This is a genomic window from Lapidilactobacillus bayanensis (assembly GCF_003946695.1).
GTDB classification, from domain to species: domain Bacteria; phylum Bacillota; class Bacilli; order Lactobacillales; family Lactobacillaceae; genus Lapidilactobacillus; species Lapidilactobacillus bayanensis.
On sequence record NZ_RHOX01000002.1, the window covers coordinates 151126 to 172004 of the forward strand.

The following is a 20879-nucleotide window of genomic DNA, read 5'->3' on the forward strand; positions in this document are numbered from 1 at the left end:
AAGTGACCCGTCTTCATCACTATAATCACTAAATCAGAGCACTTGGTCAGTAACCTTATTAAAGCATTAGGTATCATCATCCGTCATTTAGAATCTCATTTAAGAAGCTTTCGTTTTAGACCTGGCGAATGAGGTAATTAGACCTTCTTTCAAACTGATCATTTTCATATTCACGTGTGTCTTATTAAAGTCAATTTTAAATCTATATCATCATTTTATATCTTATTATCTTAGTGAGCAGTATTCTGATTATTTATTAAGAATAATTTTGCATATCACAATTATTATGCGTCCTACATTTTATGTGTTATAATACTCTACGGTGCCAAACCCATGAGAGCGAAGATTGCTGGCGTGTAATACGTTTTGAAAACAATCTTGCGTTCTCTTTTTTATGCGAAAAAATAGAGCTGGAATAAAAATCCCAACTCTATTTTTCCGTTGTAGCGGGACAAAAGCCTGAGCCTGTTTTTAACTATATTCTTTAAATATGTCCGTTAAGTACTGATTGTTTCCAAACATCTTTTAAAACAATTGTTTGTTCACGATCCGGGCCAACAGAAAATGTAGCTAATGGTAATTTGACTAATTCTGAAATACGTTGAACATAACGTTGAGCATTTTCTGGGAGATCAATTAAATTTTGTGCGTGCGTAATATCTTCTTGCCATCCCGGAAATTCTTCATAAATTGGTGTGCAATCTGCAATATCTTTAAGACTAGCAGGATAATAATCAATACGCTGGCCATGAAGCTCATAAGCAACACAAATTTTAATTGTCTCTAGCCCAGTTAAAACATCAATTGAATTAAGGCATAGTTCGGTAACACCGGCAACTTTACGAGAATGATTCAAGACAACCGCATCCAGCCAACCAATTCGTCGAGGCCGCTTGGTAACAACACCATATTCGTGACCAGCATCACGCAGATAGTCCCCTATTTCATTGGTTTGCTCGGTAGGAAACGGGCCGTCACCAACTCTAGACGTGTATGCTTTAGCTACACCAACGACATGATTAATTGCCTGTGGTCCAATGCCTGCGCCGACTGAAACGCCACCAGCTGGATTAGAAGAAGTAACATAAGGGTACGTTCCGTGATCAAGATCTAACATGATTCCTTGAGCGCCCTCGAACAATAAGTTCTTACCATCTTCAATAGCATGATTCAATAATTCACTACTATCAACAACATACTTCTTTAATTGTTGACCATACTCAAAAAATTCACTAAAAATAGTGTCATAGTCTAAAGCATCTTGATGGTAAATTTTTGTTAATAATTCGTTTTTAAACTTCAAGTTAATAGTAAGTTTCTTAGCAAAAACATCTTTGTCAAGTAAATCAACCATACGAATTCCAGAACGTTCAGCTTTATCAGTATATGCCGGTCCAATACCACGATTAGTGGTGCCAATTTTATTATCATGACGATAATTCTCTTGTGCTTGGTCAAGAGCAATATGATAAGGCAAGATAATGTGAGCACGATCAGAAATCACGAGATTATCAATGCTAACACCAGCCTCATGGAGTCGTGTAATTTCTGCAACAAGAGATTTAGGATTGAGGACAATACCATTTCCCAAGACGCATGTCTTATTTGCACGCAAAATTCCTGAAGGAATCGTCCGCAAATGGTAAGTTTGACCGTTTTCTTTAATCGTGTGTCCTGCATTATCGCCGCCTTGATAGCGTGTCACGATATCAGCATCTCGACTCAAAAAATCTGTAATCTTACCTTTTCCTTCGTCGCCCCACTGCATTCCCACTACAACTGTTCCAGACATTTTTCTGCCACCTTTTAAAATTGTTAACTACATCATGGATTCTATCATTAATAGTTCTTATTTTCAACGTTTTGAAAATTATTAATGTTTTATAAGTTAAAAAAAGTTGTAAAAGACGGACAATTGTCTTTTGCAACTTTTTTATTTCCCGGAAAATAATTCTTTATTGTGGTATCATATCTCGGTTTGAAACGGATGCAAATTTATTATATGACTTAACAAAGAGTAACTGTACAGTTCCTCTTGCACCAGCACGATTTTTCTCAATGATAACTTCCACAGGTCCAACATTTTGATCGTCATCATCTTGTTGAGCAGGAGCAGCACCAGTGTCCCCATCCTCATCTTCTGAACGATAATAATCTTCACGATAAAGAAAGGCAACAATATCAGCATCTTGTTCAATTGAACCAGATTCACGAATATCAGACAAAACTGGTCGTTTATCTTGACGTTGCTCCACGCCACGAGATAACTGAGATAAGGCAATGACAGGAACATGAAGCTCTTTAGCTAACATTTTTAGTTGTCGAGAAATTGCTGATACTTCTTGTTGTCGATTTTCTTGCCCACTACCTTCAATTAACTGCAAATAGTCAACGACAATCAGACCTAAATTCTTTTGTTCTTGTTGTAGTCTACGACACTTGGCACGAATTTCTGCCATTTTAATACCAGGAGTATCATCAATATAAATCTTAGCCTTTGACAGACTGGCCATAGCTACCATTAAATGATCCCATTCTTCATCAGTTAACTGACCTGTTCGCAAATGATTCGATTCAATATTCCCTTCTGCACAAATCATTCGATTCACTAATTGTTCAGCGCCCATTTCCAAACTAAAAATAGCGATGGAAACATCTTCATTCTTGGTGCCGATGTTTTGCGCAATGTTTAGCGCAAAGGCAGTTTTACCAACACCAGGGCGGGCTGCCAAAATAATTAACTCATCTTCATGTAATCCGGCCGTAATTTTATCTAGGTCAGCATAACCTGTCGATAAACCTGTAATCGTACTATCTTGTTTCGTTAGTTCATCAATGTTTGCCATTGATTCCAACAAAACATCACTGATTTGTTTAAAACCGTTGCGATTACGATTTTGACTGACGTCCATAATTTGTTTTTCAGCGTCATCAAGAATCGTTGTTGCATCATCATCTTGCTGATAACTCTGATTAACAATATGCGTTGCTGTACCGATTAAGCGGCGCAACATTGACTTTTCTTCAACAATTTTGGCATAGTAACTAACATTGCGATATGAGGGTGTGTTAGACGCAAGCTCAGCAATATAAGTGGCGCCACCAACATCTTCGAATTGATGATGGCTCTCTAACTCGCTACGCACCGTTACAACGTCAATCGCATCCTGACGATCACTAATGTTAATCATGGACTGAAAAATAACCTGATGTGCTCGCCGATAGAAATCCTCCGGCGTCAGATATTCCATTGCGTCAACAATTGTATCAGGACGTAAAAAAATTGAACCTAAAACAGCTTGCTCTGCTTCTTCACTGTGTGGTGGCAGTTGATTTTGTAAATTATCCATGGGTAACCTCTCAACCTGAATACATGAACCTAGTAAAAAGTTTGGCACAAAATAATGCCAAACTTAGAAAAATGTTACTATTTTATTCAGCAGTAATATGAACCCGAATCGTTGCATTAACCCCATTATAAAGTTTAACAGGGACATTAGTATAACCTAACGTTTTAATCGGTTCGGCTAACGTTAATTTACGCTTATCAAGCTCAATACCAAATTGTTGTTCAAGCGCCGTTACAATTTGTTTACTAGGTACAGAACCAAATAAACGACTATCTGAACCTGCTTTAGATTTAATTGCAACAACCGTTTTATCATCCTCGAGTTGTTCTTTAACTTGCTTAGCGGCCGCTTTTTCATTAGCAGCAACTTTTGCCTCAGCTTTTTGTTGTGCTTCCAAGTGACTAACTGCTTGTTTCGTAGCTTGTTCAGCTTTACCAGTCTTGATTAAGAAATTACGCGCATATCCGTCAGGAACTTCTTTAACCTGGCCACGCTTACCCTTACCACGAACATCTTCCAAAAAAATAACTTTCATGAATAAGTACCTCCTAAGGAACTCTGAGTTTATTAATCTTGTAACTTATTTAAAATATCAACTAATTGTTGTTTAGTAGCAGCAATGGTCGTATCTTTTAATTGCGTCGCAGCATTAGACAAGTGACCGCCACCACCCATTTGTTCCATAACCACCTGCACATTGATTTTACCAAGACTTCGCGCTGAAATACCAATTACATCATCAGAACGGCGGCTAATAACAAATGATGCATCAATCCCTGCTAATTTTAACATAGTATCTGCAGCCTGTGCGGCAATGACTGGATCATAAGAACGATTTTCTTCACCTAAAGCAATAGCCATGTTGCTTGTCACCATTTCTAAATTATCTATTAAGTGATTACGCTGAATAAATTCATCAGTATTTTCTTTCAATAACTGTTGTACCATCCCGTTATTGGCACCGACGGATCGCAAGTAACTAGCTGCATCAAAGGTTCTTGTACCGGTTCGTTGTGAGAAGGATTGTGTATCAACTGAAATACCTGCTAACATAGCTGTCGCTTCGATCTTGTTTAACGGTTCAACATCAGTTGGCTGATATTCAAAAATTTCAGCAATCAATTCGCAAGTTGAAGAAGCATAAGGTTCAATATACGTTAACATAGGATTTTCTGGAAACTCTTCGCCACGGCGATGATGATCAATAATGACAACCCGTTGCTTAAGACGTTCGTATAGCACAGGACTAATGGAAATAGATGGCTTAGAATGATCGACCATAATTAGCATACTATCGCTACTTGCCATCTCCAACGCTTGCTCTGGTGTGACGACACTTTGGTAAATTTCTGGATAGTCTTTAATATCGGTAACCAATCGTTGAACGTCAGTATGAATTGAGTTTTGATCTAAGATAATATGACATTGAATTCCATTCATTTGAGCAATTCTACGAATACCTAACGAAGCACCTACGGCATCCATATCAGGATGATTGTGCCCCATGACAAAAATATCATGAGCAGAAACAAATAAGCCTTGTAACGCATGACTGACCATCCGTGCTCTAACCCGAGTTCGCTTCTCCATTGGATTAGTTTTACCACCGTAGAAATGAGCTTGTTGACCTTTGGCCCTAACAACAACCTGATCACCACCACGTCCTAAAGCCAAATCTAAGTTACTCTGGGAAGTAATGGCCAACTCAGCTAGATCATCACTACCATATGCAAAGCCAACACTTAACGTAACTGGAAAATTCTGAACTGAGGTATCTTCACGAATCTTATCCAGAATTTGAAATTTATTCGATTCTGCCTTAGCTAGCGCCTTAGCATAAGCTAAAATAAAGAAATGATCTTCGTCAACACGCTTCAAAAACATTTGATAATTACTAGCCCAATCTGTTAACCGGTTAGTTAAATAATTGCTGAGATTGGAGACACCTTGATCATCCATCGTCTGGGTAATTTCATCATAATTATCGACAAAAATCTGACCAATTACAATTTGCTGATCATTAAAACGTTGTTCAATATTGGCTGAACGAGTTACATCTAATAGATATAGTGCACCAACTTTTTCTTGAACAGTGATTTCAAACTTTCGTTCATTCCAATCAATAACTTGTGTTACCTCATCGTCTTGATGCTGTTCGATCATTTTAGCCAAGGATTGATCAACATCTTGAACCTTTTTGCCAAGCACCTGTTGATCACCAAGATATTCTTGAAAGGTTGGATTGACCCATTGAATTTCATTCTTTTTATCAAATAACATAATTCCAATGGGCATTTGAATCAGTGCAGCCTGCTCACCTTGCTTAATTCTATAAGAGAGGTCAGAAACATACTTGTTGGTATTTTTAAAAATCACTTCAAAACCATAGAAAACAACACCAATCAATAAAATCATGGCAACTAGAAAAATAATGCCAAAAATTGGTGCAATAATTAACGCGATTATACTGGCTAATACTGTAATACCAACAACTGTTAAAGCAATTATTCGTAATTGGAAATCGGCAAAAAAAGTTGGTAAGGCAACTTTTCCACGAAACCAACTTAATATTTTTTTCATAGTACTCCTTAAAATTATTCATCAGACAATAATCTTCAATAATTCCGACATCATAACACGTCACTTGTGCCTATTTTACCATAAAAGCTTATAAAATTCTTTAGAAACAAACAGTGTTTTATGATCGCGCTCATTACGATAATTTAACTAACCGATTACTATCATCAGTTAGCGTTTAAAGGCCTTGTTTTGACTCCTAACGGATTTAAGGCCACCTTTTAATTTCTCCCTACTGAGAATAGTTAATGCTTAATATGGCTGTAATTTTGGCGAAATCAGCCCTTTTAGTCGTAACTGATTGGTGGGCACAAAAAAAGAACCGCAAATTGCGGCCCTTCTTAATTTACTTTTTAGTCTTCACCAACAAATGGTAATAAGGCCATAATACGAGCACGCTTGATAGCAACGGTTAACTTGCGTTGGTTTTTAGCGCTAGTACCAGTTACTCGGCGTGGTAAAATTTTACCTCTTTCAGAGATAAAACGTTTCAACAATTCTGTGTCCTTGTAATCGATGTACTCGATGTGATTAGCAGCGATAAAATCGACTTTACGGCGACGACGGCCGCCACGACGTTGTTGAGCCATGTGTATTCCTCCTCTCAAGCGTTATTTCGAATTTTCAATTTAGAATGGTAAATCATCATCAGAAATATCAATTGGTTCCCCATTATTGGCAAATGGATCATCGCCAACAGGTTCCTGTTGTTTACTCTGATTACTGTAATTATTATTTGTATTATTTGATTGACTATAACTATTGTTAGAATTACTTGAGCTAGTTGCTTGACCAGAGCCAGCATGTGAACTCTTAGGTTCCAACAATGAGAAATTATCAACGACAACTTCAGTTACATACACACGCTGGCCTTGTTGATTATCATAAGAACGTGTTTGAATCCGTCCGTCAATACCAACTAAGGAACCCTTATGCGTAAAGTTCTTGAAGTTTTCAGCTGACTTACGCCAAATTACACATTGAATAAAATCAGCTTCACGATCACCTTGGGCATTTGTAAATTGACGATTAACAGCAATAGTGAAAGTTGCAACAGCAGCACCACTACCGGTGTAACGCAAATCAACGTCCTTTGTCAGTCGGCCAACAAGTACTACACGATTAATCATTTAAAAATCCCCTTTCGTATTGAAAAAATTAGTTTTTATCATCACGTTTAACGATCATGCTACGTAAAACAGATGTGTCGATTTTTGAAAGACGATCGAATTCATCGATAGCTTTTGAGTTATCAGCTTTTACGTTAACGATATGATAAATGCCTTCGCGGTAATTCGAGATTTCGTAAGCAAGACGACGCTTAGACCAATCTTTAGAATCAACCACTTCAGCACCATCAGCACCTAAAATTTCGTCATAATGCTTGATTAAAGTTGCTTTTGACTCATCATCAAGATCTGGCTTAATGATATAAGTAACTTCGTAAAATGTTTCTGCCATGGTTATACACCTCCTTATGGACTATTGGTTCTTATCTACTAAGAACAAGGAGTAAGCAACAAATAGTCTGCTCACAAACTAGTAGTTTATCATAGATAAGACCTTTAAACAACAAAAAATCGCTCCGACTTTAAAAAGTAACGTTTATTTTGCTACAAATTTAAATACGTCAAAACGACTTATTTTAACTTTTAATTATCTAAAAATTAAGCTTCTGGATCTTGAGGATCATCCGATTCGGACACATCTTGATCAGCAGCTTCAGCCCGATTAACTAATTCTTGAACATCATCAGGTAGCGACCTCGGTGCTTCCGTTTCATCACCTACAACAGGTATTGAAGCTTCAGATGCAGTCGTGGTAGCAGCTGTCTGTTCATCTTCTGGATCTTCATGATTAACTTTAGCTAAAGTAGCAACTCTAGCGCCATTATCAACCTTAATCAATCGAACACCCAGAGTCGCCCGTCCTGTTTGTGAAACATTTTGAACTGGGAAGCGAATTAAAACACCCTCTGTGGTAATCAACATTAAATCTTCACTACCATTAACAGCAACTAATCCGGCTAATGGACCGTTTTTCTCTGTAATATTAGCTGTCTTAATCCCTTTACCACCGCGACCCTTAATTGGATATTCACTAACAGCAGTTCGTTTACCATAACCATTCTCAGAAATTGTTAAAATTTCTTGGTCAATGGTTAAAATTGCGGAACCAATCACATAATCGTCAGCGCGTAAGCGAATACCGCGAACGCCTGCTGCAGTCCGCCCCATTGAACGAACTGTCTCTTCGTTGAAAGAAACTGCATAACCTAAGTGCGTTCCGATTAAAATATTTTGTTTACCATCAGTTAGTAAGACGTTCGTTAACTCATCACCATCACGTAGCGTCAACGCGCGTAATCCGTTGCTTCGAATATTGGAGAATTCATTAACCGGTGTCCGTTTAACTGTACCTAAGCGCGTGATGAAGAATAAGCTATCATCGTCATCAACATCATGAACATTAATTACTGTTTCAACATTCTCGCCAGTGTCAACGCCCAATAAATTAATAATAGGAATTCCTTTAGCCGTTCGTCCGTATTCAGGAATTTCATAACCTTTGGCGCGATAAACTTTACCCGTATTCGTAAAGAACAACAGTGTGTCATGAGTTGACGTATAAATTAATTGTTCAATGAAGTCATCATCATGAACACCCATACCTTGAATACCCCGGCCACCACGATTCTGAACTTTAAATTCATTTGCTGGTAGACGTTTAACATAACCGTTATGAGTAAGTACAATCATAACTTCTTGCTCTTCAATTAAGTCTTCGTCTTCAAGACTCAATTCTTCGCCCACGAGTAATTCAGTACGACGATCATCGCCGTAACGTTTCTGAATCTCTAATAATTCCTCATAGATAATTTGATCAATACGTTCAGATCGTGCCAAAATATCTTCCAAATCAGCAATTGTTTTCATCAATTCGGTATACTCAGCTTCAATCTTGTCGCGTTCCAAACCAGTTAAGCGAACTAACCGCATGTCTAAAATTGCTTGAGACTGCTTATCACTCAATTCAAATTGACTCATCAAAGTATTTTTAGCAATTTCACCGGTTTGAGACCCACGGATAATTCGAATAATCTCGTCAATATGATCTAAGGCAATTCGTAACCCTTCAAGAATATGAGCACGAGCTTTAGCCTTCTTAAGATCAAATTCCGTTCGCCGCCGAATAACTTCTTCTTGATGAACCAAGTAATATTGCAAGATTTCTTTAAGGCTTAGTTGTTTTGGCGCACCATTAACGATAGCCACCATATTAAACCCGAAAGTCGTTTGCATTGGCGTTAACTTATAAAGATTATTCAGCACAACTGAAGCGCTTGTATCACGGCGAATATCAATAACAACTCGCATACCTTCACGGTCAGATTCATCAGTTAGATCGACAATTCCATCAATACGTTTGTCACGGGCTAATTCGGCGATTCGCTCTACTAATTTAGCTTTATTGACCATATAAGGAATTTCACTAACGATAATTCGTTCTCGACCATTTTTTAGCGTTGTTACTTCAGTCTTAGCCCGAAGAATAATCGTCCCCTTACCTGTTTCATAAGCTCTACGAATTCCAGACTTACCCATAACAATTCCACCAGTTGGAAAATCAGGACCAGGTAAAGCCTCCATCAAATCAGCAGTAGTCGCATCTGGGTTATTCATCAATAAATGTAACGCACTAATTGTCTCGGATAAATTATGTGGTGGAATATTAGTTGTCATACCAACAGCAATACCAGTAGCACCATTAACTAATAAATTAGGAAAACGTGATGGTAAAACAACAGGTTCACGTTCACTCCCATCATAGTTAGGCTGATAGTCAATTGTATTTTTATTAATATCGCGTAACATTTCAACGGCAATTTTGCTCATCCGCGCTTCGGTATAACGCATAGCGGCTGCACCATCACCATCAACTGAGCCAAAGTTACCATGACCGTCAACTAACATATAACGGTAACTAAAATCCTGGGCCATTCGAACCATGCCTTCATAGATTGAAGAATCACCATGAGGATGGTATTTACCCATAACATCACCAACAATACGTGCCGATTTTTTATATGGTTTATCTGGCATAACGCCTAGTTCGTTCATCCCATATAAAATTCGCCGCTGAACTGGTTTTAAGCCGTCACGAACGTCTGGCAAAGCCCGCGCGACAATGACACTCATTGCATAATCCAAAAATGAATCACGCATTGTTTTAGATAAATTAACTGTTTCAATGCGATGGTCTTCAAATTCTGCCATTTACTTCGCAAACTTCCCTTCTAAACATCCAAGTTCTTAGTATATTTTGCATGAGACTCAATAAATTCACGTCGTGGACCAACATTATCACCCATTAACATTTGAAAGACATCATTGGCTTCTTCAGCATCAGTAACTTCAACTCGATCTAAACGCCGATTCTCAGGATTCATAGTAGTATCCCAAAGCTGTTCGGCATCCATTTCCCCTAAACCTTTATAACGCTGAATCGCTGGTTTTGGTGAAACTGGTAGTTGTCCTATGACTCCATCAAGTTCTTCATCAGAATCAATGTAACGCATAAATTTACCCTGACGAACTTGATATAGTGGTGGCTTGGCAATATAAACATAGCCTGCCTCAACAACCGGACGCATATAACGGTAAAATAAAGTTAAAAGCAACGTTCGAATATGAGCACCATCGACATCGGCATCGGTCATGATAATCAATTTATGGTACCGCGCTTTGGTTAAATCAAAATCACTGCCAAAACCAGTTCCCATGGCGGTAAATAATGTTCGAATTTCTTCGTTGGCTAAGATCTTTTCCATTGAGGCCTTTTCAACGTTCAAAATCTTACCGCGAATTGGCAAAATAGCTTGTGTTAAACGTGAACGACCCTGTTTAGCTGAACCACCGGCAGAATCACCTTCGACAATGAATAATTCAGAAATTTCAGGATCTTTACTAGTATTATCGGCTAACTTTCCTGGTAAATTACTAATTTCCAAACCGGATTTTTTACGAGTTACTTCACGCGCATGCTTGGCGGCTAACCGCGCCTTAGAAGCCAATTGACCTTTTTCAACTACCTGCTTAGCAACTGCTGGATTTTCCATCAAAAACTTATTGAAAGTTTCTGAGAACATTTTATCTGTAACCGTTCGCGCATCAGAGTTGCCTAACTTGGTTTTCGTTTGACCTTCAAATTGTGGATCTGGATGTTTGATAGATACAACAGCAGTCATACCTTCACGAACATCATCACCAGATAAATTATCATCGTTCTCTTTAATTAAACCGATTTTTTTACCATAATCATTAATTACTCGCGTTAATGCTGCCTTAAAACCGGACTCGTGTGTCCCACCTTCATAAGTATGAATATTATTGGCAAAAGTTAACAAATTAGAATGAAAATCATCTGTATATTGAATAGCTACTTCAACATTGATCCCATTTTGTTCACCTTCAACATAAATTGGTGTGGGAAAAATTACTTCTTTACCCTCGTTTAAAAATTCAACATAACTTTGAATTCCACCAACATAATGATATTCAATTCGTTCTGCAGTTGCGGCTCGCTTATCTGTAAAGGTTAATTTTAACCCCTTATTTAAAAAGGCTAGTTCTCGAATTCGTGTATTTAGAACCTTATCATCATAAATCGTTGTCTCAGTGAAGATATCTGGATCTGGCAAGAAGTGTACTTTTGTTCCATGTTCATGTTCAGGTGCATCGTCAATAATTGCCATCTCAGTATTAACTTTACCGCGAACAAAATCCATATAATAACGTTTACCGTCACGAGTAACCGTTACATCTAATCCAGTAGATAGGGCATTAACAACCGAAGCACCTACACCGTGTAAGCCACCAGAAACTTTGTATCCGCCACCGCCAAATTTACCACCGGCATGTAGAATCGTAAAAACAGTCTCTAGTGCTGGTCGACCAGTTTTCTTTTGAATGCCAATGGGAATCCCACGACCATTATCAGTTACGGTGATACTATTATCCGGTTCTACCACAATATCAATTTGCGAGGCAAATCCTGCTAGTGCCTCGTCAATACCATTATCAATAATTTCCCAAACTAAGTGATGTAAACCTTGCGAACTGGTTGAACCAATATACATACCCGGACGTTTACGAACGGCTTCAAGACCTTCAAGAACCTGAATCTGGCTAGCATCGTACTCTTTAGCCTTTTCTTCTTTTTCTTCTAACTCACTCTCTAATTTTGAATCAGAAAGTTGCTTATTTAGTTGTTTGTTTGTTTCATCGTCCACGTTAGATCCTCCTAGCATTAATCTTAATTCTGATGAATAATTTTTCCTGAACTAACGGTAAAGGTGGTGGGTTCACCAATGATGTCACGGGCTACACCATCAAGACTTGTCGTCGTCAAAAAAGTTTGCACACGATTATGAATCGTTTGTAATAAGTGTGTTTGGCGAATATCATCAAGTTCTGATAAAACATCATCAAGTAACAAAACGGGCGTTTCACCTGTTTGCGCTCTCATCATGTCAATTTCAGCCAACTTTAAACTAAGCGCAACAGTGCGTTGTTGACCTTGGGAACCATATGTCTGCACATTTTTACCGTTAACCATGAAACTAATATCGTCACGATGTGGTCCGAGTGCAGTAGTTCCTTGCTGTAATTCGCGCTTTTGTTGTTGCTGATATTGCGCTTTTAAATATTGATAAAGCTGCTCAGAACTTTTAATCTCAACAATTGGTAAAACAGTTTGATAATCGAAAACCAACTGTTCTCGTTGTTGCGTAATTTGTTGTTGCTGTTCATTAGCATAATCGGACATTTGTTGTAAAAAGTCCTTACGTGCCCAAATGATCTCTGCACCAAAACCAGCAAGTTGGTCGGACAAAACTTCCAGATAAACTAGGTCTTTAGCTTGATGTCGTTGTAATGAACGTAGGTATAAGTTACGTTGACGCAAAATTGTCCGATATTGCGTAATGTTATACAAGTATTGATGATTAATTTGGCCAAATTCCATATCAATAAAACGTCGGCGACCAGCAGGTGAACCCTTAACCAATCCTAAATCTTCCGGCGCAAATAAAATGACATTAAATTGCCCAACATATTGAGATAGTCGTTTCTGTTCTAAATGATTAATCTTGGCACGTTTACCTTTATGGCTTAATACGATTTCGAGTGGTAATCGACCGACTCGTCTTTGAATCACACCTGAAAGTTTAGCGAAATCGTTTCCCCATTGAATTAATGACTTATCATCATTAGTTCGATGCGACCTTGCCAACGACAAAACATAAACAGCCTCTAACAAATTAGTTTTACCTTGAGCATTCTCACCAATCAGTACATTGGTTTTAGGCGAAAAATCAAGTGCTAGCGAATCATAATTACGAAAATGTGCTAATTCGAGGTGTTCTAAATACATCTTAGGCCTTCACAATTTCGTAAATTTCGCCACTATTTAATTTGATAACATCGCCTTGATACAGTTTTTTGCCACGACGATTTTCAGCTTGACCGTTTAAAATAACAGGTTGTTCTTGCAAATAGAATTTTGCCTGACCACCACTGCCAATGATGCCCTCTTCTTTTAATAATTGCGTCAAAGTCAAATAATCGGCGGTTAATTTAAGTTGTTTCATGACAATCGCTCCCACCAATATAAAAAGATAAGTTTCACTATTAAATTATACCTTTTTTAGAGTGTTAAAACAACGATATTAGAATTTTAAAGCGATTTAAGACAATTTGAAGCAAGATAATATCTTTTGACCAAAAAAACTAAAATTGCTGAAAATGAATTATATGACGATATAAGCTAATTCACCGTAAAATCATCATTTTTCGTAAACAATAAAAACAAACAAGAATTTTAAAATTTTTTCGACGTTCGAATTAATTTCAAAATCCTTGTTTGCTTTTTTAATTACTTATTTTGATTAACTTACTTAAAATGTTCTAACCGGCGTAATCAATTGAATGTAGTGCTCACCATCTTCAGACGGCATTAATGTAAATGGCCGTAAGTTAGTCGTGAAGGCTAACTTAATTTCCGTTGAACCAAAAGCACGTAAAGCATCTTTCAGGTAATCTGGATTAAAGGAAATATCTAACGCGTTCCCTGATAAAGAACTTAAACTTAACTCTTCTTCAACATTACCAACGTCAGGAGAGTTACTTGATAAAGTGCCAGTATTATCGTTTGGGTTTAACTGTAGTCGCACCACATTATTGCGGCTTTCGTGTGAAAGTAACGAAGCACGTTCAACAGATGCCAATAAAGTTGAGGCATCAATTTGAATGGTTGTTGTAGAATCGGTTGGAATTAAACGTGTCGTGTCAGGATAATTACCTTCTAGTAGTCGCGAATAGAATTGCGTTTGACCAAAAGTAAAGAGAACTTGGTTATCGGTAATCTTTAATTGAACATCATCTTGATAGTCAGCTAACATTCTTGCTAATTCAACTAAACTTTTCCCAGGAACAACGAAATCAAAATCACCTTCAATATCTGGTAAATCAATTTTGCGTTGTGCCAAACGGTGGCTATCAGTTGCAACGGCCATTAAACCGTCAGCATTGATCAAGAAATGAACACCAGTTAAAATTGGCCGACTTTCTTGAGCAGAAACAGCTAAAACTGTTTGATTGACTAAACCACGCAATAACTCTGCAGAAAATTTTAATTGACTGGCGTCACTAACTTCAGGTAAATGTGGGTAACTATTCGCATCAAAACCAATCACCGTAAATTCAGATTTGCCTGAAGTTAAAACAACCTTAAAATTGTCTTTAACTTCAAAGGTAAATGTTTCTTCTGGTAATTTCTTAATAATTTCACTAAAGAAGCGAGCAGTAATGATAACTGATCCTGTTGATTCAATTTGTAGTTTTAAAGATTCATCGCTAACCGGCAACATACTTTCGATAGAAATATCAGCATCGCTACCAGTTAACTTTAAACCCGCTTCTGTTAAATCAAACTTAACTCCGGTCAAAATTGTAATAGCCGTTTTTGATGGGACTGCTCTTAAAACATTGTTGAATTGTCGAATAAAACTAAGACGATCAATTGTGAATTTCATGAGAGAACCTCCTAGGTAGTTTTATATAAATAAAAGATTTTAAAGTAATAGTAATAGTCCTTGTTGATTATGGGGAAAAGAGTGATTGTTCTACGAGAACTCATCTTTTCCCTGTGGATAACTTGTGGATATTTTTGGTGATAGCTAAAAAGTTTTGCACAGGCTATCCTTTAAGTAATTTTTTCAAGTCACTGATTTGCGAACGTAATTCAGAATCGCGTTCTTGATCTTGTACAATTTTCTCGTGAGCATGAATGACAGTCGTATGATCTTTCCCGCCGAATTCTTTCCCAATTTTTGGTAGCGAGTTATCGGTTAATTCACGAGAAAGGTACATGGCAATCTGCCTAGGTACGACAATATTTTTAGTTCTTTTCTTGCCAGTAAGGTCCGAAACTTGCAGTCGATAGTATTGGGCGACGACTTCTTGGATCTTACTAATAGAAAGTCCGTGTTGTTGCGAAGCGTCTTTTAAACCCCTTAAAGCAGCAATAGCGGTTTCTAATGTAATATCGATTTTATTAATTGTGGCGTAGGCTTGCACCCGAACTAAAGCACCTTCGAGTTCACGAATGTTAGTGTCAATTTGCCCGGCGATATAATTCAGAGTTTGATTATCGATTTCTAATCCTTCAGCGACAGCTTTGTTGCGTAAAATCGCAATTCGTGTTTCCAAATCAGGTGGGGTGATATCAGCAGAAAGTCCCCATTTAAAACGAGAAATTAAACGGTCTTCTAATTTAGGAATGTCGCTAGGAATCCGATCAGAAGTTAGAACGATTTGTTTTTTATTCTCATACAATTTGTTGAAAGTATGGAAGAATTCTTCTTGAGTAGCTTCTTTATCTGCAAAAAACTGAATGTCATCTACTAATAATAAATCAACCGATCGATATTCTCGACGGAATTCTTCCTGACGTCGCGTTCTAATAGAATTAATGAAATCATTAGCGAATTCTTCACTAGTAACATATTTAACTTTCGCTTCGGGGTTACGTCGTAAAACTTCATGACCAATTGCTTGCATCAAATGAGTTTTACCCAGTCCAACGCCACCATAGATGTTAAGCGGATTATAAACTTGGCCAGGTTCCTCAGCTGCTGATAACGCGGCTGCCTGTGCTAAGTAATTACCAGATCCAACCACAAAACTATCAAAAGTGTACTTATCATTTAAATGCGTATCGTGAGCATAAACTTGTCCTGAGGTATCATCATTGTAAGTTGGGGGATCAACAACATCATGATTTTCATTAGGAACTGTTAAATTCAATTGAATTTTTTGACCAGTATAATCTTGAAGAATTGCTTCAGATTCAGAGACTAAGTTACGATCCCAGTAGTCACGATGAAAGGCAGAAGGTAATTCCAAAGTTAACGTGCCATTATTTAAAGATATTGGTTGTACAGGCGCGATCCAAGTATCATAACTGACAGACTCGAAATTTTTTTGTAATTCAGAAACGAGTTTTTCCCATAGTAGTTTTTCATTTGCCAAGTTGACATACTCCTTTCTTAGGAATAAAAAGATAAATTAAGTTTAGCATTCTAAAAAAAAGTTTTCCACAGGTTTTAAATAATTATCAAAATTTAATCACAGGATAGGGCTAAGTAATTCACCGGCTGTGGATAAATTGTAAAACTAAATAAAAAAATAAAGAAACAAACAATCAATTGTGGATAACTTATTGTAAAAGAGGCCTTATTTTCAATAAAGATAAAATTTCCACAGGCATTGTGGATAACTTTAAGAGATAAATGTGAGTTGTTTAAAAACTTGTGGATAATATTGTGCATTTAAAATGACTGTTCACAGATAAATCACTTTTAATTGATTAGTTGGGGATAACTTTTTGAAAGAATTTAATGATTTGTAGATAAAAAAAGTAAAAGACAGTTTCTTTTTAGTTAGGTATATGCTAGTATATTTAAGTAATTGCGCTTGAAGAAGTCGATTTAACCGATCTTCATGGTGTATCCACTGCATTATATTTAGGAGGTGTAGCACACATGACAACTAAAAGAACATATCAACCAAAGAAACGTCATCGTGAACGAGTTCATGGTTTTATGAAACGAATGAGTACAAAAAACGGTCGTAGAGTATTAGCTAGACGCCGTGCTAAAGGTAGAAAAGTATTATCTGCTTAAGGGCCACTGGGATCAGTGGTTTTTTTTATTAATTTGATTTGAAATGATGGAGATTGGACAAGTCAGATGCGTAAGTCTTATCGGGTAAAAAAAGAAAAAGAATTTCAACAAGTTTTTGAGGCTGGTCGTTCAGTTGCTAATCGTTGTTTTGTTATTTATCGGTTAGATAAACCCGGGCAGGCTCATTTTCGTGTCGGTATTTCTGTAGGTAAAAAGATTGGTCATACCGCAGTTAGCCGTAATCGTATCAAACGTTATATTCGACAAAGTCTTCATGAATTAGACGGTGACCTCAAGCAAGATGTTGACTTTTTAGTGATTGCGCGAAGAAGTGCTAAAAATTTAACAATGGCAGAGACTAAAAGTAATCTGGTTCATGTGTTAAAATTGAGTGAGCTACTAACAGCTGAGCATGAAGATTAAAGTATCGACTAAAATTTGATTCGTGAGGAAAAATTAGTGAAGAAACGTTCGCATTTAAAAAAGGTGTTATTGGCGGTTTCATTATTAAGTCTAATGTTGTTTTTAACAGCATGCAGTAATTTAAACGCGCCAATTACAAGTAAGAGTACTGGTTTTTGGGATCATTATGTATTGTATTCATTCTCGCGCTTTATTTTGAAGTTAGCTTCACTGTTAGGTGGGAGTTATGGTTGGGCAATTATTGTCTTTACAATTATTGTTCGAATTATTCTGTTGCCTTTAAATCATTTCAGTACCAAGAATATGAAGAAACAAAGTGCAATTCAACCAGAGTTGCAAGCTTTACAGAAGAAATACAGTGGGAAAGATGTTGAAACACAACAAAAGCTTCGTGAAGAAACACAGAAGTTAATGTCTGAAGCTGGCGTTAATCCAATGTTAGGTTGCTTACCAATGTTGATCCAGTTGCCATTCATGTATGCCTTGTATCAAGCGATTTGGCGTACTTCAGAATTACGTCAAGGGACATTTTTATGGATGCAGCTGGGTGAACGTGATCCTTATTACATTATGGCAATTCTGGCAGGTGTGTTTACCTTCTTAAGTACTTGGATCAGTAATATGTCCATGCCACAAAGTGGTTCTACTGGTAAAATTATGATGTATGTGATGCCATTTATGATTATGATACCGGCGTTTACAATGGCTTCTGCAATTACGCTTTATTGGGTTGTTTCCAACGCATTTCAGGTTGTTCAGACTCTGATTTTGCAAAACCCATTCACAGCTAAACGTGAACAAGAAGAAAAAGAAGAAGCACAACGTGAACATGATCGTAATTTGCGGCGTGCTCGTAAGCGCGCCTATAATAAACGTAAGAAATGATTGAAGGGAACGGAGTTGACGATATGGCTCAATATGAAGGCGAAACAATTGAATTAGCTATCCAAAAAGGACTAGCAGACCTGAAGATTGAACGTGAAGAAGCTGACATTCAGGTCGTACGTGAAGATTCACATGGTTTTCTTGGTATTGGTAAAAAAACTGCAATCGTAGAAATGCAAGTTTCTCCAGAGGTAATTGCAGCAAAGAAGGCCAAGCAAGAAGTTCGTGACCGAAAAATCCAAAAGACGATTAAGAATGATGCTCAACAAGATCAACAAACCGTTTCTGACATTAAAGATAAAGTTGCTGCGGAAGTTGAAGTTCAAGGTCAATTTGAATCTGCTTCAAAGGCTGTTACAACCGTAGAAGCCCCTAAATTTGAACGTAATGATAATCAAGCCATTAAAGATTTATCAGTTTATTTGATGGATTTAACCAAACGCTTAGGTGCACCTGCATTAATTCGAGTTGATCAGCAAGAGTCAGGAATTGTTTTTCATTTGGAGACTGCTAAAGAAGGTCTATTAATTGGTAAACATGGCCGCTCAATTAATTCATTACAGTATTTAAGTCAAACTTTCTTTAACCATCATGGTCGTACTCGCCAAACAATTGTTTTAGATATTGGTGATTATCGTGAGCGTCGCGAACGTGCCTTAACGTCATTAACGAAACGAACGGCACGTAATGTCGTGGCCGATCATAAGGCAATTTTTCTTGATCCAATGCCATCTTTTGAGCGTAAATTGGTGCATACGTTATTGGCGGAGAGCCCATATGTTGAAACTTTCTCAGAAGGAACTGAACCAGACCGTTATGTTGTCATTGCGCCACGAAAAACGGTTAAGCTACCTTAGTTTTTGACAAAATAGGTTAGATGAGCTATTATTTTCACAACTTAACTTAATAGATAAAGTAGTCAAAGTGCTTTGTCCATCGATTAATGTTAGTTTAATCGGTGGATTTTGGGCACTTTTTTTATTGGCAAGAATTTGAAAGGAGTATTATCAATGCTGAGTGTGACAGAATATGATACGATTGCTGCTATTTCAACACCACCTGGTGAAGGGGCTATTTCAATAGTGCGAATGTCAGGTGAGAATGCGATTAGTATTGCTCATCAAGTTTTTCAAGGTCAGGACTTAACTAAAGTTGCCAGTCATACAATTCACTATGGTCATATTGTCGATCCTCAAACTAAACAAACACTTGATGAGGTAATGGTTTCTGTTATGCGAACACCGAAGACATTTACTCGCGAAGATATTGTTGAGATTAATTGTCATGGTGGTATTGTGCCAACAAATAAAATTTTACAGCTCTTGCTGGCTCACGGCGCCCGAATGGCCGAACCAGGTGAATTCACTAAACGAGCTTTTCTGAACGGTCGAATTGACTTAACACAGGCCGAATCAGTTATGGATTTAATTCGAGCCAAAACTGATCGCTCGATGCAAGTCGCATTGAATCAACTAGATGGTAATTTACAGCATTTGATTCATCATCTACGTCAAGATATTTCTGATGTTTTGGTTCAGGTTGAAGTCAATATTGATTACCCTGAATACGATGAAGATGAAGTAACAGCGAAATTGTTGATGGAAAAGGCGCTTGAAGTTAAGACGCGGATTCAGCAATTATTAGCAACTGCCCAACAAGGTAAGATTTTACGAGATGGGTTGGCAACAGCAATTATCGGCCGACCGAATGTTGGCAAATCTTCACTTTTGAATTACTTGCTGCAGGAAGATAAGGCAATTGTTACTGACGTTGCTGGCACTACTCGCGATGTACTAGAAGAGTACGTTAATGTTCAAGGTGTGCCATTGAAGTTGATTGACACGGCCGGTATTCATGAGACCGACGATAAGGTTGAAAAAATTGGGGTTGAACGGAGTAAGAAAGCATTAGCAGGTGCCGATTTAATTATCCTAGTTCTTGATGCTAGTGAACCATTAACCATTGAAGATAAAGAGCTATTAGAAATGACGAGCAAACAGAAACGGATTATTATTTTAAATAAATCTGATTTACCACAACAAATTAAGCCTGAGCAGTTAGTAGCGTCTGACGTAATTGAAGACCCTATTGTCGCCTCTGTCAAAGATAATCAAGGAATTGCAGCAGTTGAACAAGAAATTAAAACCTTATTTTTTGGTGGTATTGAGAATCGCCAACAAGATGTTTTAGTTTCTAATAATCGACAAATCGGTTTGCTAGAGCAAGCAGAAACTGCTTTAGACAGTGTTGTGGCGGGGTTAAACAACAATATGCCAATTGATTTAGTACAGATTGATATGACCACATGTTGGGAAAAGTTAGGTGAGATTACTGGAGAGAATGCACCAGATCAATTAATAACACAACTCTTTAGTCAATTTTGTTTAGGAAAGTAGGTT

Annotated in this window: 18 protein-coding genes; 5 read left to right on the top strand and 13 right to left on the bottom strand. The window is 37.5% G+C overall.

The features are described 5' to 3' along the window. Positions 1-484 precede the first annotated feature (484 nt). From EKM65_RS01535 to dnaA, 13 genes are all read right to left on the bottom strand, one after another. The gene (locus EKM65_RS01535; protein ID WP_125604787.1) at positions 485-1792 is read right to left on the bottom strand and encodes an adenylosuccinate synthase; all 1308 of its coding nucleotides are present in this window, start codon (positions 1790-1792) and stop codon (positions 485-487) included. Between the two features lie 163 nt (positions 1793-1955). Next, a complete protein-coding gene (dnaB, locus tag EKM65_RS01540) occupies positions 1956-3350 on the bottom strand; it encodes a replicative DNA helicase (protein ID WP_125604788.1) in 1395 nt (464 codons plus the stop codon). Between the two features lie 82 nt (positions 3351-3432). Further along, positions 3433-3885: a 50S ribosomal protein L9 gene (gene rplI, locus EKM65_RS01545; protein WP_125604790.1), complete on the bottom strand. Its 453-nt coding sequence runs from the start codon at positions 3883-3885 to the stop codon at positions 3433-3435. 32 nt (positions 3886-3917) lie between these two features. After that, positions 3918-5930 carry a DHH family phosphoesterase gene (locus tag EKM65_RS01550; protein WP_125604792.1) on the bottom strand — a complete coding sequence of 671 codons (2013 nt, stop codon included), beginning with the start codon at positions 5928-5930 and terminating at the stop codon, positions 3918-3920. Positions 5931-6280: 350 nt separating this feature from the next. Continuing rightward, positions 6281-6517: a 30S ribosomal protein S18 gene (rpsR, locus tag EKM65_RS01555; RefSeq protein ID WP_057756309.1), complete on the bottom strand. Its 237-nt coding sequence runs from the start codon at positions 6515-6517 to the stop codon at positions 6281-6283. Positions 6518-6556: 39 nt separating this feature from the next. Then, complete coding sequence (ssb, locus tag EKM65_RS01560; RefSeq protein WP_125604794.1) at positions 6557-7057, bottom strand: single-stranded DNA-binding protein; 501 nt, start codon at positions 7055-7057, stop codon at positions 6557-6559. Positions 7058-7085: 28 nt separating this feature from the next. Further along, positions 7086-7388 (bottom strand): 30S ribosomal protein S6, encoded by a 303-nt coding sequence (gene rpsF / locus EKM65_RS01565; RefSeq protein ID WP_125604796.1) that lies wholly within the window; start codon positions 7386-7388, stop codon positions 7086-7088. A gap of 206 nt (positions 7389-7594) precedes the next feature. After that, positions 7595-10204 carry a DNA gyrase subunit A gene (gene gyrA / locus EKM65_RS01570; protein WP_125604798.1) on the bottom strand — a complete coding sequence of 870 codons (2610 nt, stop codon included), beginning with the start codon at positions 10202-10204 and terminating at the stop codon, positions 7595-7597. Positions 10205-10224: 20 nt separating this feature from the next. Beyond that, on the bottom strand, positions 10225-12237 hold the full coding sequence (gene gyrB, locus EKM65_RS01575) for a DNA topoisomerase (ATP-hydrolyzing) subunit B (protein ID WP_125604800.1): 2013 nt from the start codon (positions 12235-12237) through the stop codon (positions 10225-10227). A 5-nt stretch (positions 12238-12242) separates the two neighbouring features. Beyond that, positions 12243-13361: a DNA replication/repair protein RecF gene (gene recF, locus EKM65_RS01580; protein ID WP_125604802.1), complete on the bottom strand. Its 1119-nt coding sequence runs from the start codon at positions 13359-13361 to the stop codon at positions 12243-12245. 1 nt (position 13362) lies between these two features. Beyond that, entirely contained in the window at positions 13363-13578 is a 216-nt protein-coding gene (yaaA, locus tag EKM65_RS01585) for a S4 domain-containing protein YaaA (protein ID WP_125604804.1), read from the bottom strand. Positions 13579-13884: 306 nt separating this feature from the next. After that, positions 13885-15021 carry a DNA polymerase III subunit beta gene (dnaN, locus tag EKM65_RS01590; protein ID WP_125604806.1) on the bottom strand — a complete coding sequence of 379 codons (1137 nt, stop codon included), beginning with the start codon at positions 15019-15021 and terminating at the stop codon, positions 13885-13887. Between the two features lie 163 nt (positions 15022-15184). Continuing rightward, positions 15185-16519, bottom strand: coding sequence for a chromosomal replication initiator protein DnaA (gene dnaA, locus EKM65_RS01595; protein ID WP_125604808.1), 1335 nt, complete (start codon positions 16517-16519; stop codon positions 15185-15187). A gap of 512 nt (positions 16520-17031) precedes the next feature. Here dnaA and rpmH point away from each other — a divergent pair. The 5 genes from rpmH (at position 17032) to mnmE (ending at position 20876) form a co-directional block, all read left to right on the top strand. After that, on the top strand, positions 17032-17172 hold the full coding sequence (gene rpmH, locus EKM65_RS01600) for a 50S ribosomal protein L34 (protein WP_057756286.1): 141 nt from the start codon (positions 17032-17034) through the stop codon (positions 17170-17172). Between the two features lie 66 nt (positions 17173-17238). Beyond that, positions 17239-17595: a ribonuclease P protein component gene (gene rnpA / locus EKM65_RS01605; RefSeq protein WP_125604810.1), complete on the top strand. Its 357-nt coding sequence runs from the start codon at positions 17239-17241 to the stop codon at positions 17593-17595. A 93-nt stretch (positions 17596-17688) separates the two neighbouring features. Then, on the top strand, positions 17689-18480 hold the full coding sequence (gene yidC / locus EKM65_RS01610; protein WP_125604854.1) for a membrane protein insertase YidC: 792 nt from the start codon (positions 17689-17691) through the stop codon (positions 18478-18480). A 23-nt stretch (positions 18481-18503) separates the two neighbouring features. Further along, on the top strand, positions 18504-19337 hold the full coding sequence (jag, locus tag EKM65_RS01615) for an RNA-binding cell elongation regulator Jag/EloR (protein ID WP_164506767.1): 834 nt from the start codon (positions 18504-18506) through the stop codon (positions 19335-19337). 231 nt (positions 19338-19568) lie between these two features. Further along, on the top strand, positions 19569-20876 hold the full coding sequence (gene mnmE, locus EKM65_RS01620; protein WP_404803117.1) for a tRNA uridine-5-carboxymethylaminomethyl(34) synthesis GTPase MnmE: 1308 nt from the start codon (positions 19569-19571) through the stop codon (positions 20874-20876). The last annotated feature ends 3 nt before the right edge of the window (positions 20877-20879 follow it).

Excerpts from the sequence above, each read along its gene's own strand:
- EKM65_RS01535 (WP_125604787.1), bottom strand. The coding sequence starts at position 1,792 with ATGTCTGGAACAGTTGTAGTGGGAATGCAGTGGGGCGACGAAGGAAAA.
- dnaB (WP_125604788.1), bottom strand. The coding sequence starts at position 3,350 with ATGGATAATTTACAAAATCAACTGCCACCACACAGTGAAGAAGCAGAG.
- rplI (WP_125604790.1), bottom strand. The coding sequence starts at position 3,885 with ATGAAAGTTATTTTTTTGGAAGATGTTCGTGGTAAGGGTAAGCGTGGC.
- EKM65_RS01550 (WP_125604792.1), bottom strand. The coding sequence starts at position 5,930 with ATGAAAAAAATATTAAGTTGGTTTCGTGGAAAAGTTGCCTTACCAACT.
- rpsR (WP_057756309.1), bottom strand. The coding sequence starts at position 6,517 with ATGGCTCAACAACGTCGTGGCGGCCGTCGTCGCCGTAAAGTCGATTTT.
- ssb (WP_125604794.1), bottom strand. The coding sequence starts at position 7,057 with ATGATTAATCGTGTAGTACTTGTTGGCCGACTGACAAAGGACGTTGAT.
- rpsF (WP_125604796.1), bottom strand. The coding sequence starts at position 7,388 with ATGGCAGAAACATTTTACGAAGTTACTTATATCATTAAGCCAGATCTT.
- gyrA (WP_125604798.1), bottom strand. The coding sequence starts at position 10,204 with ATGGCAGAATTTGAAGACCATCGCATTGAAACAGTTAATTTATCTAAA.
- gyrB (WP_125604800.1), bottom strand. The coding sequence starts at position 12,237 with ATGCTAGGAGGATCTAACGTGGACGATGAAACAAACAAACAACTAAAT.
- recF (WP_125604802.1), bottom strand. The coding sequence starts at position 13,361 with ATGTATTTAGAACACCTCGAATTAGCACATTTTCGTAATTATGATTCG.
- yaaA (WP_125604804.1), bottom strand. The coding sequence starts at position 13,578 with ATGAAACAACTTAAATTAACCGCCGATTATTTGACTTTGACGCAATTA.
- dnaN (WP_125604806.1), bottom strand. The coding sequence starts at position 15,021 with ATGAAATTCACAATTGATCGTCTTAGTTTTATTCGACAATTCAACAAT.
- rpmH (WP_057756286.1), top strand. The coding sequence starts at position 17,032 with ATGACAACTAAAAGAACATATCAACCAAAGAAACGTCATCGTGAACGA.
- rnpA (WP_125604810.1), top strand. The coding sequence starts at position 17,239 with ATGCGTAAGTCTTATCGGGTAAAAAAAGAAAAAGAATTTCAACAAGTT.
- yidC (WP_125604854.1), top strand. The coding sequence starts at position 17,689 with ATGTTGTTTTTAACAGCATGCAGTAATTTAAACGCGCCAATTACAAGT.
- jag (WP_164506767.1), top strand. The coding sequence starts at position 18,504 with ATGGCTCAATATGAAGGCGAAACAATTGAATTAGCTATCCAAAAAGGA.
- mnmE (WP_404803117.1), top strand. The coding sequence starts at position 19,569 with ATGTCAGGTGAGAATGCGATTAGTATTGCTCATCAAGTTTTTCAAGGT.